This window comes from Flavobacterium anseongense, assembly GCF_021608185.1.
Taxonomy (GTDB): Bacteria; Bacteroidota; Bacteroidia; order Flavobacteriales; family Flavobacteriaceae; genus Flavobacterium; species Flavobacterium anseongense.
Map to the genome: position 1 here is coordinate 55732 of NZ_JAKIHN010000004.1, position 15417 is coordinate 71148.

General features: G+C 36.9%; 12 protein-coding genes. 7 read left to right on the plus strand and 5 right to left on the minus strand.

Annotated elements, in window-relative coordinates:
- Positions 1-23: 23 nt before the first annotated feature.
- On the minus strand, positions 24-1655 hold the full coding sequence (locus tag L1S35_RS07145) for a M1 family metallopeptidase (RefSeq protein ID WP_236398522.1): 1632 nt from the start codon (positions 1653-1655) through the stop codon (positions 24-26).
- 56 nt (positions 1656-1711) lie between these two features.
- A complete protein-coding gene (locus tag L1S35_RS07150) occupies positions 1712-3340 on the minus strand; it encodes an acyl-CoA carboxylase subunit beta (protein WP_236398525.1) in 1629 nt (542 codons plus the stop codon).
- A 443-nt stretch (positions 3341-3783) separates the two neighbouring features.
- Here L1S35_RS07150 and L1S35_RS07155 point away from each other — a divergent pair, with 443 nt between their 5' ends.
- The 4 genes from L1S35_RS07155 to L1S35_RS07170 all read left to right on the plus strand — a co-directional run bounded on the left by L1S35_RS07155 (position 3784) and on the right by L1S35_RS07170 (position 7960).
- A complete protein-coding gene (locus L1S35_RS07155) occupies positions 3784-4425 on the plus strand; it encodes a DUF47 domain-containing protein (protein WP_236398529.1) in 642 nt (213 codons plus the stop codon).
- Positions 4426-4450: 25 nt separating this feature from the next.
- The gene (locus L1S35_RS07160) at positions 4451-5782 is read left to right on the plus strand and encodes an inorganic phosphate transporter (RefSeq protein ID WP_236398532.1); all 1332 of its coding nucleotides are present in this window, start codon (positions 4451-4453) and stop codon (positions 5780-5782) included.
- 116 nt (positions 5783-5898) lie between these two features.
- Positions 5899-7122: a porin gene (locus tag L1S35_RS07165; RefSeq protein ID WP_236398535.1), complete on the plus strand. Its 1224-nt coding sequence runs from the start codon at positions 5899-5901 to the stop codon at positions 7120-7122.
- 70 nt (positions 7123-7192) lie between these two features.
- The gene (locus tag L1S35_RS07170) at positions 7193-7960 is read left to right on the plus strand and encodes a dienelactone hydrolase family protein (RefSeq protein WP_236398540.1); all 768 of its coding nucleotides are present in this window, start codon (positions 7193-7195) and stop codon (positions 7958-7960) included.
- 299 nt (positions 7961-8259) lie between these two features.
- Here the strand turns inward: L1S35_RS07170 and lpxD are convergent, their stop codons facing one another.
- Positions 8260-9258, minus strand: a complete 999-nt coding sequence (gene lpxD / locus L1S35_RS07175) for a UDP-3-O-(3-hydroxymyristoyl)glucosamine N-acyltransferase (RefSeq protein WP_236398542.1) — start codon at positions 9256-9258, stop codon at positions 8260-8262.
- A 148-nt stretch (positions 9259-9406) separates the two neighbouring features.
- Positions 9407-10502 (minus strand): peptide chain release factor 2 gene (gene prfB, locus L1S35_RS07180; RefSeq protein ID WP_236398544.1). Its coding sequence is split into 2 segments (ribosomal slippage): positions 9407-10438 and positions 10440-10502, totalling 1095 coding nucleotides; the frame shifts between segments, so codons are not numbered across the junction.
- 145 nt (positions 10503-10647) lie between these two features.
- On the opposite strand from prfB, the gene L1S35_RS07185 reads away from it, so the two are divergent.
- The 3 genes from L1S35_RS07185 to capA all read left to right on the plus strand — a co-directional run bounded on the left by L1S35_RS07185 (position 10648) and on the right by capA (position 14941).
- Positions 10648-11673 carry a threonine aldolase family protein gene (locus tag L1S35_RS07185; RefSeq protein ID WP_236398548.1) on the plus strand — a complete coding sequence of 342 codons (1026 nt, stop codon included), beginning with the start codon at positions 10648-10650 and terminating at the stop codon, positions 11671-11673.
- A gap of 98 nt (positions 11674-11771) precedes the next feature.
- Positions 11772-13823 carry a S9 family peptidase gene (locus tag L1S35_RS07190; RefSeq protein WP_236398551.1) on the plus strand — a complete coding sequence of 684 codons (2052 nt, stop codon included), beginning with the start codon at positions 11772-11774 and terminating at the stop codon, positions 13821-13823.
- 77 nt (positions 13824-13900) lie between these two features.
- Positions 13901-14941 (plus strand): cysteate synthase, encoded by a 1041-nt coding sequence (gene capA / locus L1S35_RS07195; protein WP_236398554.1) that lies wholly within the window; start codon positions 13901-13903, stop codon positions 14939-14941.
- 50 nt (positions 14942-14991) lie between these two features.
- Here capA and L1S35_RS07200 read toward each other — a convergent pair whose 3' ends face one another.
- Positions 14992-15411 carry a hypothetical protein gene (locus tag L1S35_RS07200; RefSeq protein WP_236398557.1) on the minus strand — a complete coding sequence of 140 codons (420 nt, stop codon included), beginning with the start codon at positions 15409-15411 and terminating at the stop codon, positions 14992-14994.
- Positions 15412-15417: the final 6 nt, after the last annotated feature.

A 15417-nucleotide genomic window follows, 5' to 3' on the forward strand; every position in this document is an offset into this window, starting at 1 on the left:
ACAGCAATAAAGTTATGGATGTATTATTCAACATTGATATAAAAATCATTAGTCAGAATTTCGACATCTTGAATTTTATTGACACTATATTTTGTTTTTTTCCAATTATTTGATGGGTAAAGTCGGTATTTTTTTCCTTTGATTTTGACATCAACCGGCATATTGAATTTAGCTTCATCTGTTTTCCAGCGAAATTCTAAATTGCTTTTGTTTTTTCTCAATTCAAGTTTCGGAATGGCAGCATATCTCAAATACTGATTAAAAACAGGAGTCAGATTCATTCCTGTTTCGGTATTAAAAAAGTTGACAACTGTTTCTGTGTCAATAATTTTATGACGGAATGTTTCGGAATATTTCAATAGTATTTTCCACCATTTATCATCGTTGTTTACAATGTGTCTCAGCGTGTTTAATAGTATAGCCCCTTTTTCATACATATCGGTTGAACCTTCTTTATTCACACCATAAGTACCAATAATCGGACTTAGATTTTCAATATTTAATTTACAACCATTGATGTATTGTTGCGCTTTATCATAACCATATTGACATTCGATATAAACGGATTCGGTGTAGGTTGTAAATCCTTCGTGTATCCACATATCGGCTGTATCTTTAGATGTAATGCTGTTACCAAACCATTCGTGTCCACTTTCGTGTATAGTGATATAATCGAAAAGCAACCCAATTCCGGTTTCCGATCTATCGACTCCTAAATAACCGTTTACATATTTATTACCATAAGATATTGCACTTTGATGTTCCATACCTAAATAAGGAGTTTCCACCAATTTGTATCCGTCATCGGCAAAAGGATAAGTACCAAACTTACTTTGAAAACAATCCATCATGGGTTTTACTTCTTCAAAATGCATTCGGGCAGCGGTTTCGTTGTCACGTAAAACATAGTAATCTAAATCAAGGCCTTTGTAGTTTTCGTGAATATTTACATAGTCACCAATGTTTACGGTTATCGAATAGGTGTTTATTGGGTTTTTGACTTCCCAATCCCAACGTGTGTAACCATTTTTTATCCCGTTTTCTTCTAGCGGGACGCTACCAATGAATCTTCCGTTGGACACATTCATCAACCCATTTGGAACAGCTACTTTTATTGTTGCACCAAAATCGGGTTCATCGCTTTGAGAATCTTTTACAGGATACCATAAACTGGCTCCGATGCCTTCACAGCTAACAGCAACCCATGGTTTTCCGTTTCTGTCTTTTGAATATGTAAATCCGCCATCCCAAGGCGCATTTTTAGCAATGATTGGTTTTCCGGAATAGTAAAACTTCAAACTCTGTTCAGATTTTGGAGTTAAAGCGGAAGGGAAATCAATAAAAACGGCATTGAATTCTCTTTTATAATTTAATTTTTTAGTGTTGAAAACGATAGAATCTACCTGCATGTTTGCAAATAAATCCAATTGTATTTTTGAAGTAGCATTGACTACTTTAAAGCTAATGTTGTTATAGCCAACTATTGATTTCTCTTCCAGATTAATCTTGATGTTCAAATCATAGTGCAACACATCAAAACAAGTTCGTTCCGGTCGCAATCCGCCTTGAAGCGTGTCTTTACGGGTTGTTGTTTCTTGGGCAGAAAGAAGTTGCAAACTGCTTATGATAAAACTTAGTGCAAGTATTTTTTTCATGGAATAAGAATAGAAAATCTAAAACATTAGTAGGACTGATTTTAGTTTTGTTACTATTAAACCTGAATCACACCCAAATTAAATTTCTTTTCAATAGGAGAGTGGTTAGCAGCTTCTATTCCCATTGAAATCCATGTTCTCGTTTCTAACGGATCAATAATCGCGTCTGTCCAAAGTCGCGCTGCGGCATAATAAGGAGAAACCTGTGCATCATAACGCGCTTTGATTTTATCGAAAAGTTCTTGTTCTACTTTTTCGTCTACGGTTTCGCCTTTGGCTTTTAAGGATGAAGCTTCTATTTGTGCTAATACTTTTGCGGCTTGAGTTCCACCCATTACGGCAAGTTCAGCACTTGGCCAGGCGAATATTAATCTTGGGTCATATGCTTTTCCACACATGGCATAATTTCCTGCGCCATACGAATTACCAACAATCACAGTGAATTTTGGCACAACCGAATTGGAAACCGCATTGACCATTTTGGCTCCGTCTTTAATGATTCCGCCATGTTCACTTTTGGAACCAACCATAAATCCGGTAACGTCCTGCAAAAATACCAACGGGATTTTCTTTTGGTTGCAATTGGCAATAAAACGTGTCGCCTTGTCGGCTGAATCCGAATAAATTACGCCGCCAAATTGAATTTCTCCTTTTTTGGTTTTGGAAACCGTACGCTGATTGGCTACAATTCCGACTGCCCAACCGTCAATTCGGGCATAACAGGTAATTATTGATTTTCCGTAATCGGGTTTGTACATATCCATTTCGGAATTGTCAACCAGGCGTTTGATGATTTCCATCATGTCGTATTGGTCGCTTCTTGATTTTGGAATAAGACCGTAAATGTCTTCTTCTTTTAACTGAGGCTTTTGGGGTTTTTCTCTGTTGAAACCTGCTTTTTCATAATCGCCAATTTTTCCGACGATGCTTTTAATTCGGTCTAAAGCGTCTTTGTCGTCTTTGGCTTTATAATCGGTAACGCCTGAAATTTCACAGTGTGTTGTGGCTCCGCCAAGCGTTTCGTTATCGATATTTTCACCAATCGCCGCTTTTACCAAATAACTTCCCGCAAGGAAAATACTTCCGGTTTTATCTACTATCATTGCTTCATCGCTCATAATTGGAAGATAGGCACCACCGGCAACACAACTTCCCATGACAGCTGCAATTTGGGTAATTCCCATACTGCTCATGATAGCATTGTTTCGGAATATGCGTCCGAAATGTTCTTTGTCGGGAAAAATTTCATCCTGCATTGGTAAATAGACTCCGGCAGAATCAACCAAATAAATTATAGGCAAGCGATTTTCCATCGCGATTTCCTGTGCCCGAAGGTTCTTTTTACCAGTAATTGGAAACCATGCGCCGGCTTTAACCGTTGCATCATTGGCAACTACTATACATTGTTTTCCTTTGATATAACCCATTTTTACAACAACACCGCCGGAAGGGCAGCCTCCGTGTTCGGCATACATTCCGTCGCCGACAAAAGCGCCAATTTCGATGCTTTTGGCTTTTTCGTCAAGCAAATAATCGATGCGTTCACGCGCTGTCATTTTGCCTTCGGCGTGGAGTTTTTCGATGCGTTTGACACCGCCACCCAGTTTTACTTTAGCAAATTGACTTTTTAAATTGGTTAATAAAAGTTTGTTGTGATCTTCGTTTATATTGAAGTTAATGTCCATGATTTATATCTAATATTCCCTGATTAATATTCTAAATACTTAACTATAGTTTAGGAAACGAACTAAAGTTCGTGTACCTGAAGCCCACAGGGCTTCCTCCTCTTAATCTCAAATGTTTTTATTGAAGTCGATATCCATGGGTTGTATATTTGCGCTTCGTTTAGTGTGTGCTAAAATACGAAAACGTTTTCAAAATTATCTTAAAAACAGCAAGTCGTGAATTTTAGCCCCGATGGTAATGGCATCCTTTTATCCTGAACTTGTTTCAGGATAAAAGATATAATGGACAGCGGGACTTTACATCCTGAAAAAGATAATGCTGTGCTACTAATGGAGAAAAAATTAATGTTAACAAATTGTAAAGTTGGGTACTTTATTGAATCGATAAGTTAATATTGAGTTAACATAAGAAAGATACCTTTGCAGCATCAAAAACAAACAAAATGACTTTAAATAACATTTTCCAATTTTTAGTTCCAAAGGATAAAAAATTCTTTCCTTTATTTGAACAAGCCTCAACAAATTTAATCTTATTAGCGGAAACAGTTCACGAATTAGTGAATGCACCAAAAACCGAAAGAGAAGAATCTTTCAGAAAAGTAGAAGAGCTTGAAGCTGTAATTGAAGAGATTACCCATAAAACACATCTTGAATTAAGCAGAAACTTTATTACACCTTTTGACAGAGAAGACATTCACTCATTAATAAAAGCTATTGATAATGTTGCCGATAATATGCATGGTGCAACCAGTAGAATGCGTTTGTACCAAGTAGAGAAAATCACAAAATCGATTCGTAAATTAACTGAAATTAATTTGGAAGCTTGTCAATTAATTGGTGTTGGAATCAAGGAATTGAAAGACATGAATCACAAAGCGATAAAAGACACCTGCAAAAAAATCAACAAATTAGAAAGCAAAGCAGATTCGGTTTTTGATAAAGCGGTTGCTGATATTTTTGAGAATGAAACTGACGCTAAAAATGTTATTAAATATAAAGAAGTACTTTCGGCATTGGAAATGGCATCAGACAAATGCAAAAGCGTTTCGAATGTAATGGAACAAATTTCAGTAAAACACTCATAAATAGTTTTAATCAAAATAGGCTTTTATGGATTTTACTTTATTATTAATTATTATCTTTCTTGCTTTAGTATTTGACTACATCAATGGTTTTCACGATGCGGCCAATTCGATTGCAACGATTGTAGCGACAAAGGTTTTGACCCCTTTTCAGGCTGTGCTTTGGGCTGCGCTTTTCAACTTTATGGCGTATTGGGTTTTTGGTTTTGGAGTTGCCGATACGGTTGCCAAAACAGCTCATACCAGCAGTATTGACTTAACGGTGATTTTAGCCGGAGTCATCGCGGCCATTATTTGGAACCTCGTTACCTGGTGGAAAGGAATTCCATCTTCATCATCTCATACTTTAATTGGTGGATTTGCCGGAGCAGCGATTGCGCATGGTTTCCGTGATGTAACCGATCCTGAGCATGCCGGATTTAAAATTGTAAACTGGTTGAAGGATGCTAAAGAAGGTGAGCTATTGCCTTCAGGTGTATTCATTGTTATTCTGTTTATCGTATTTGCACCATTGTTGGGAATGTTGATCTCTTATTTCATTTCACTTTGGTTGATGTATTCTTCGAGAAAAAATGTATGGCCAAAAGTTTTAACAGGTGTTTTGATGGTGTTGGTTGGATGGTTTTTAAGCACTGTTTTAAAATTTGATGTTGAGCCTGAAAAAGCGTTGTTTCATAATAAATTCTGGTATATCGTTAGCGAACCGTCTAACATTAAATGGTTTTTGGTGGCGATAATTTTCTATAGCTTGGCGATTTTTAATTTGTTTTTCAGTAGTTTTTCTACTGCTAAAGCCGAGAAGGTTTTAAAGAGAATGCAGTTGTTATCTTCAGCAGCCTTCAGTTTAGGACATGGTGGAAACGATTCGCAAAAAGTAATGGGAATTATAGCAGCTGCGGTTGCTGTATATATTAAATCAAATCCAAATATTGACTTGTCTGCAGGTTGGTTAGACTTAAACGTTGTATTGCCTTCAGATAAAGATGGAGTTCATGTTGATGGCGTAATGCCGGGTTGGATTCCGCTAACTTGTTATACTGTAATCGCTTTAGGAACCTTAAGTGGTGGATGGAAAATTGTAAAAACAATGGGTTCTAAAATCACTAAAGTAACTGCTTTTGAAGGTGTTGTAGCCGAATCAGCCGGTGCTTTAACTTTGTTTTCAACGGAGCATTTTAAAATTCCGGTATCGACTACACACACGATTACAGGTTCTATAATTGGTGTAGGAGTTACTAAAAGAGTTTCAGCTGTTCGTTGGGGCGTAACCGTAAAACTATTGTGGGCTTGGGTTTTGACCATTCCGGTTTCAGCTTTATTAGCTGCTTTAGTATATTATTTACTGAAATTATTTATCTAAACTTTTAAATACACAGAAGCCAACTGCATTGTTGGCTTTTTTTATAGCTAATCCTTACTTGTTATTAAATCGTTTTGATAACATCAAATAATTGTAAAAACAACACACAACCAAAAATGAAAAAATTACTACTGATTGTTACTTTACTCGTATCAATTACAATGACTGCTCAAATCTCTATCGAGCAAACCAAGCACGACAACGATATTAAACTATCGGCTTTGCCTTATTATAGTTTCGGAAAAGGAATCGGAATTACATCGCCTGATAGCTTGTTTCAGTTAAACATTCGTTTCAGAATGCAAAATCGAGTTTCCTATATTGAAAATGATGGAGAAAACGGAGCGTATGACGGGCAGGTTCGTCGTTTGCGTTTGCGTTTTGATGGTTATGTTGGGAATCCAAAATTTCTTTATGCTTTGCAATTGTCATTTGCGCCCGGTGATGTCGGCGAAATAAAAGATGGAGAAAATATTAATATTATTAGAGATGCGGTAGTGTTTTACCGTCCGAATAAACATTGGAACATCAGTTTTGGTCAAACCAAATTACCCGGAAACCGTCAACGTGTGAATTCTTCCGGAGGTTTACAATTAACTGACAGAACAATCAACAACGCTAAGTTTACTATCGATAGGGATTTTGGTTTTCAGGTGCATCATTTGAATGAGTACAAAGATAAATTTTCGTATAATTTCAAAACCGCACTTTCAGGCGGAGAAGGAAGAAATCAAACCGGTAAAGCCGATGATGGAATTGCCGTTACCGGAAAAGTAGAGTTGTTTCCACTTGGAGCTTTTACCAAAGACGGGACATATTTTGAAGGTGATATCCTGCGCGAGAAAAAACCAAAATTATTGGTATCGGGCGCTTTTCAACAAAACAACCACGCACAGCGTACACAAGGGCAGTTGGGTAATGATTTGTTTGAAAGAAGAACGATGAAATCCGTTTTATTGGATGCTATGTTTAAGTATAACGGTTGGGCTGCGATGATGAGCTATATGTCGAGAACTACTAATGAAAGCGCAATTACTATAAATCCTGATGATATAACTGAAAGTAATTATGTCTTTGTTGGAAGTGGTTTTGATTATCAATTGAGTTATAATTTAAAATCAAATTATGAATTAATAGGAAGATATTCTATTCAAAAAGTAGGAGATGATATTCAGACTTTGGCACCAAACACTAAAGAATATAGTTTTGGTGTAACAAAATACATTTGGGAACATGCCTTTAAACTTCAGGCGGAATTGAACTATGATACCTTAGATTATTTTGACGGAACCTCAAAAAATAATTGGTACCTGCGTTTTCAGGTCGAAATAGGCATATAATTTATTTGCTTACTTAACAATTGTTTATCGCTTTATTCTTTACTTTTATCTAAATTCTAAAACAGTCAAGATGAAAAGTAAAATTGCCTATATAGTATTTTTTGGACTTATTATTTCAAAAAGTATTGCCCAACCAAAAGCTGTTGAATATAAAGATGGAAATCAGGTTTTAAGTGGACTTTCTATTGTACCGGCAAAACAGTTGAAGAACAAGCCCGGAGTTCTAATCCTTCCGGCTTGGATGGGAATTCAGAATCATGAAAAAGAAGTTGCCTACAAATTGGCAGATTTAGGATATCAATCTTTTATCGCTGATATATATGGTGTTGACCAACGTCCAACAAACACAAAAGAAGCCGGAGCCAAAGCCGGTTATTTCAAAAAAAATATAAAAGAGTACCAAACCAGAATTCAGTTAGCACTTGAACAATTAGTGAATCAAGGTGCCAATCCTGATGACATTGTGGTCATTGGTTATTGTTTTGGCGGAACAGGTGCTATAGAAGCTGCGAGAGTTAACATGAAAGTCAAAGGAATAGTTTCTTTTCATGGTGGTCTTGGTCGCGATAATACCAGAACAATTGATACGATTAACCCAAAAGTTTTAGTGCTTCACGGAGCTGATGATTTTTTTGTTCCGAAAGAAGAAGTAGATAAATTTCAAGACGAAATGCGAACTGCCAAAGCCGATTGGCAAATGGTATATTATGCAAATTCAGTTCATTCTTTTACCCATAAAGATGCAGGAAACGATAATTCAAAAGGAGCTGCTTATAATGAAAAAGCGGATAAACGTTCCTGGGAAGCGATGCTGACCTTTTTAAAGGAAGTGCTGTAAATGTTATGATATTAATATCATCCCTAACAGGATTTAATTTGTTGTTTGTTGAATATCTGCTACTCATATATAATTCCTAACGGAATTATGTATCGCTAATTACAAAATCAAAAATCCCGTTAGGGATTTAATACGGGTAGACAATCGTTTAAAAATAAATCGGAATCCCTTTAGGGATGATATAAAAATACAAAAGTCGATCTGGAGCGATCGACTAGTGCGGTGAGGTGTAACTTCCTTTCGGAATCCTCGATGCAAATATATATCTTAATTACTAATTATCAATTACGAATTACGAATTATTTTTTAGGTTCGTTTGCTAATCTTTTTAAGATTGCCCATTGTTTAAGTGCATCACGAGCATCAACTGCCGGATAACCTAAAACCACTTTTCCGGCTTCGACATCGGCTGCTACTCCGGAACCTGCACCAACAATGGCACCATCGCCTATAGTTAAGTGGTCTTTTATAGAAGCACTTCCCCCAATCATTACGCCGTTTCCTAAAGTTACCGAACCGGCCAAACCTGAATTTCCTGCCATAATGCAGCATTTTCCAAGCTTAGAATTATGTCCAATTTGCACCAGATTATCAATCTTGCAGCCATCACCAACTACAGTCGAACTGAATTTCCCTCTGTCAACACAAGAGTTGGCGCCAATTTCTACCGCATTTCCAATGATTACGTTTCCGATTTGTGGAATTTTTACCAAACCTCTTTCCGGACAAGGTCTAAATCCGAAACCATCAGCACCAATGGTACAGTTTGGATGTAGAATGCAATACGCTCCAACATGGCAACGCTCACGAATTACAGTTCCAGACCAAATAGTAGTGTTTTTTCCAATGCTGCATTCGTCAAGAATGGTAACATTTGGATATATAGTAACATTTTCTCCTATTGAAACATTTGGACCTATATAACTTCCGGCTCCAATTTTAGTTCCGTTTCCTATGGTTGCCGATTTATCGATTATGGCTGTCGGATGAATATCAACTTCAAAAACAGGTGGAGCGGGAGCGAAGAGTTCCAAGACTTGTGACATCGCTAAATCGGCATTTTTAACTTTTATAAAAGCTCGATTTTCTCCGGGTTCAATAGCAATATCCTGATTCACTACCGCAACACAAGCTTTAGAATTAGCCCAAAACTTTTCATATTTTTTACTTCCGATAAAAGAAATCTCGGTTTCGGTCGCTGCTTCTAATTGTTCCGGTGCTGTAATTTTACAGGATGTTGTACCAACTATTTCGCCTTGCAAAACGCTATTAATTTCTTGAATTGAATAAGAACTCATATTTAGGATATCTTTTGATTATTTCTCAAATTAAGGCAATTGAATTTGAAAATCCTATAATATTAACCTAAAAAAATTATAATTCTGTATTCAAAACAGAATAATTATCTACTGCTGCTGATGACCTGTCTGCTGTCAGGCAGGCTGATTACTCTTCTTTCTGTCCCATCATCATCAGATAGGCTTTCAAAAATTTATCAATATTGCCATTCATTACACCATCAACATCGCTGGTTTCATAACCGGTACGAACATCTTTGACTAATTTATAAGGTTGCATCACATAGTTTCGGATTTGTGAACCCCATTCGATTTTCATTTTTCCTGCTTCGATGTCGGCGCGTTGTGCCTGTTGTTTTTTGAGCTCAATTTCATACAACTGCGAACGCAACATTTGCATGGCTCGTTGTCTGTTATCTTGTTGAGAGCGCGTTTCCGAACACTGAATCTGAATTCCGGTTGGCTTGTGAACCAATTGCACTTTGGTTTCAACCTTATTTACATTTTGTCCACCCGCACCGCTAGAACGTGAAGTTGTGATTTCAATATCAGCCGGATTAATATCAATTTCGATACTATCATCAACCAGCGGATACACATAAACCGAAGCAAAAGACGTATGACGTTTGGCATTGCTGTCAAAAGGTGAAATCCGTACCAAACGATGTACTCCATTCTCGCCTTTTAAATAACCAAAAGAGTATTCGCCTTCAAATTCTAAAGTCACCGTTTTTATTCCCGCAACATCGCCTTCCTGAAAGTTGAGCTCTTTAATTTTATAACCTTCTTTTTCGCCCCACATCATATACATACGCATCAGCATCGAAGCCCAATCACAACTTTCGGTTCCACCGGCACCAGCCGTAATCTGAAGCACTGCACTTAAACTATCGCCTTCATCAGAAAGCATGTTTCTGAATTCTAAATTCTCGATATGCGTATTTGTGAGTTCGTACTGTTCATCGAGTTCTTCCTCGGTTGCATCACCTTCTTTGAAAAATTCGTAGATAATCTGAAGTTCTTCCGCCATGGCATTGCCTTTTTCAAAATCTTCGACCCATTTTTTCTTTGAGCGTAAGTTTTGAACTATGGCTTCGGCTTCCTTTGGATTGTTCCAAAAATCGGGCGCAAAAGTCTTTTCTTCTTCGTTGGTAATTTCTATAAGTTTGGCATCAATGTCAAAGATACCTCCTCAACGCACCAAGGCGTTCTACAATACCTTTAATTTGTTCGGTATTTGTCATAAATAATGTAGTTTTGTGTTTTTATTATTTGAAGCTATTCCCGCTATACGTTCCAATCTTTTTCTTGTTTTATCAAACAATAAAAAGGATTTCCACTACTATCGGGGCTAGGAATTCACTACAAAAATAGACTAATATTCTTTAAATGGAAATAAATTTAATCAGCGATACCGTTACCAAACCAACACCCGAAATGCTTCAGGCAATGTTTAATGCCAATGTAGGAGACGATGTGTTCAAACAAGATCCAACCGTAAATGCTTTTGAAAAAATGGTAGCCGATTTATTCGGAATGGAAGCCGCTTTGTTTTTTCCAACCGGAACGATGGCAAACCAAACCGCGATTAAATTGAATACCAATCCGGGCGACCAGATTATTTGTGATAAATGGTCGCATATTCATTTGTATGAATCGGGTGGTGCCTCAGCCAATAGTGGTGTGAATTTCAATTTATTGGACGGAAACCGTGGAATGATAACCGCCGGACAAGTAAAAGAAGGGATAAATGATCCTGAATTTTATCATGCACCTTTATCAAAAATGGTTGGCATTGAAAACACTACGAACAAAGGTGGCGGTGCTTGTTATGAAATTGAAGAACTCCAAAAAATAAAGCAGGTTTGTGTTGACCATAATTTGAAATACCATTTAGATGGTGCACGTTTGTGGAATGCCATGATTGCTAAAAAGCAGCAACCCAAACAATTCGGACAACTATTCGATACTATTTCTGTTTGTTTTTCTAAAGGATTAGGTGCACCAATTGGCTCCGTATTAATTTCTGATACTGAAACGATGCATCGTGCGTTGCGTATCCGAAAAATATTTGGTGGCAATTTGCGTCAGTCAGGTTATTTGGCAGCAGCCGGTATTTACGCCTTGCAAAACAATATCAATAGGTTAGAAGAAGACCATCGCAGAGCAAAAGAATTAGGCAGTGCATTGCAACAATGTTCTTGGGTTGCTGTTGTTGAACCTGTAGAAACCAATATTGTTGTCTTTTCGGCTCAACCACATATTAAGGATCAGGAAGTTATTGATAAGCTAAAGCAAAAAGGTATCGCTATCAGTTTGTTAGCCAAAGGAAAACTTCGCATCGTTACGCATCTTGATTACCGCCAAGTGATGCATGAATATGTTTTGGAAGCGTTGGAGAAAATGAATTTCTAAGTTTCAAAACTTGTTAATTTCTAGGTTTATAACTTCCTTTAGCATCCAAAACTTATGCAGGCATAATACTTATTTTTGTAACTACAAAAAACCTGTAAATGCCTAAACCACCGATTGCCAAAATAATTCCACATACTTTGGAAAAACACGGACACGTCCGTACCGATAATTATTATTGGTTAAACCAAAGGGAAAATCCCGAAGTGATTGATTATCTTAATCAGGAGAATGCTTATTACCAGCAATCGACGGCGCATACGAAGGATTTTCAAAAGGATTTGTTTGAAGAAATGAAAGCCCGAATTAAGGAAGATGACGAGTCGGTTCCGTATTTCTACAACGGTTATTATTATATTACGCGTTTTGAAAAAGGGAAAGATTATCCAATTTATTCGCGCAAAAAAGGAAGTCTGGAAGCCAAGGAAGAAATTCTTTTTGATTGTAATGAAATGGCTAAAGGTCACACCTATTTCAATTTATCAGGCTTAAGCGTTAGCGAAGACAATACGATGGCAGCTTTTGGAATTGATACGGTCTCGAGAAGACAATATACGATTCAGATTAAGAATTTGGTTTCGGGAGAAATTCTTGCGGTGAAATTAGAAAACACCACCGGTGGTTCGACTTGGGCAAGTGATAATAAGACGTTGTTTTATTCCCGAAAAGATGAAGTAACGCTTCGTGCGGATAAAATTTACAAGCATAAAATAGGTACTGCTGCCGATAAAGACACTTTAGTTTATTTTGAAAAAGACGAAACTTTTGATGTTTCGGTTTACAAATCGAAGTCGAAGAAATATTTGATTATCAATTCGAGCAGCACATTGACAACCGAATACCAAACGGTTTTATCGGCAACGCCGGATGCTAAATTCAAAGTGTTTCAGAAAAGAACACGTGGATTAGAATATTCGATGTCGCATTTTGGAGACCATTTTTATATCGTAACCAATAAAGATAAGGCAACCAATTTCAAGTTGATGAAAACGCCTGAAGGCTCGACTTCAAAAGAAAATTGGGTTGATGTTATCGCGCATCGAGAGGATGTTTTACTTGAAGATATAGATATTTTTAAGGATTATTTGGTAGTTTCGGAACGTTTCAACGGTTTGAATCACATTCGCATTATGCCTTGGAGTGGGAAAGGGGAATATTACCTGCCTTTTGACAGCGAAACTTATATGGCATACACGACAACCAATCTCGATTTTGACACTGAGATACTTCGTTATGGTTATCAATCATTGGCAACGCCGGCTTCTGTGATTGATTTCAATATGAAAACGAAAGAGAAAACAGTATTGAAAGAACAGGAAGTTTTGGGTGGGAAATTCGATAAAAACAACTATAAAGAAGAACGTATTTGGGCAACCGCCAAAGACGGAACCAAAGTGCCAATCTCGATGGTTTATCGAAAAGAGAATACTAAAAAAGGTAAAAATCCGTTATTGTTATATGCTTATGGTTCGTATGGTGTGACTATGGATTGCCATTTTTCATCGGTGCGATTGAGTTTGTTAGACCGCGGGTTTATTTATGCAATTGCTCACATTCGAGGTGGAGAAGATTTGGGAAGAGAATGGTATGAAAACGGGAAGCTGTTAAAAAAGAAAAATACGTTTACCGATTTTATCGATTGTTCTCAATTTGTGATTGATGAAAAGTATACATCAACCGAACATTTATATGCTGAAGGTGGCTCTGCCGGTGGACTTTTGATGGGAGCGATTATCAATATGGCACCAAATTTGTACAACGGCGTCGTCGCACAAGTGCCGTTTGTTGATGTTGTTACGACGATGTTAGACGAAACAATACCGTTAACAACCGGAGAATATGACGAATGGGGAAATCCAAATATTAAAAAATATTATAATTATATGCTTTCGTATTCGCCTTATGATAATGTTGTTTCTCAGGCGTACCCAAATTTATATATTTCAACAGGTTTGCACGATTCACAGGTACAGTATTGGGAACCAGCGAAATGGGTTGCCAAACTACGCGTTTTGAAAACAAATAATAATCAATTATATTTGGATACTAACATGGATGCAGGACATGGTGGTGCTTCGGGAAGGTTTGAAGCCATCAAGGAAATCGCCAAAGAATACAGTTTTTTGTTAGATTTAGAAGGAATAAAAAAATAGTTTAAAATATTTTATTAAATTTGCAAAGTTTAGAAGTCCGTAAATTGGCTTCATAATATGCCTTGACTAGTTTATTTATGAAACAAGATATAAAAGCACACGATAATGTATTAGGTCTGATTGGAAATACTCCATTAATTAGACTTAACAAAATCACAGAATCTTTACCAGGAAATTTTTACGCTAAGGTTGAAGCTTTCAATCCAGGTCATTCCACCAAAGACAGAATTGCATTATATATTATAGAAGAAGCTGAAAGACAAGGAATTCTTTCTCCCGGAGATACTATCATTGAAACAACATCTGGAAACACCGGATTTAGTTTGGCGATGGTAAGTATCATCAAAGGATACAACTGTATCTTGGCAGTTAGTTCAAAATCATCTAAAGATAAAATAGATATGTTGCGCAGTTTAGGCGCAAAAGTTTATGTTTGTCCAGCGCACGTTTCTGCTGATGACGAGCGTTCTTACTACAATGTGGCTAAGCGTTTGCACGAAGAAACTAAAGGTTCTATTTATATCAATCAGTATTTTAACCAATTGAATATTGATGCGCATTATAAAACAACCGGCCCTGAAATTTGGGAACAAACTAACGGAAAAATTACACACTTAGTTGCGTGTAGCGGAACAGGAGGGACAATCTCCGGCGCAGCCAAATATTTGAAAGAGAAAAATCCAAATATTAGAATTTTAGGTGTTGATGCTTTTGGTTCGGTATTGAAAAAATACCACGAAACCAAAGAGTTTGATGCTGATGAAATCTATCCATACCGAATAGAAGGATTGGGTAAAAATCTTATTCCAACGGCAACCGACTTTGATTTGATTGATCATTTCATGAAAGTTACCGATGAAGAAAGTGCTCACACTACAAGAGAAATCGCCAAAAATGAAGGTTTGTTTGTAGGTTACACTTCAGGTGCGGTTATGCAGGCAATTAAGCAATATGCTGAAGAAGGAGAGTTTACAGAAGAAAGTAATGTTATTGCAATCTTCCCTGATCATGGTTCTCGTTATATGAGCAAAGTATTTAGCGATGACTGGATGAATGAACAAGGTTTCTTTGACAGCATCAACGCTGAAGAAGTTCAGAAAGTAGAGTTTATTAAGTAATCATACTATCAGATATAAAAAAACCTCCGAGATTCTCGGAGGTTTTTGTTTTATCGCATGGTTTTGTTTACATCGTTATCATCGTATTTTGCCTTGAATCGGTTTAGGTTGTCAAGGTTAATGTCACCATTTAGGTCAATTACTTTTTCCTCGATTAGCAAAGCAATGATAAAATCCCATTTTCGGGTGCGAAAGACTTTTGATTGGATGGTAACTTTTTGTTGTTCAAAAATTATTTTCTTGCCATCATCCTGTTTGATTTCGGTACCGTTGGTGTCAACCAGCATATGCACCAATACTTCTTTGGTGTTTAATTTATATACATACAATTCGTTGTTAAATGATTTTTTAGCAAAACTAAAAGTCGGTTTATCACCTGAATAAACGACATCGTCCTTTAATTTGATTTCCTGAGCGTATAGTATAGATGTTGCAAAAAATAGTATCGTTAAATAAACTTGATTTTTCATAATTTA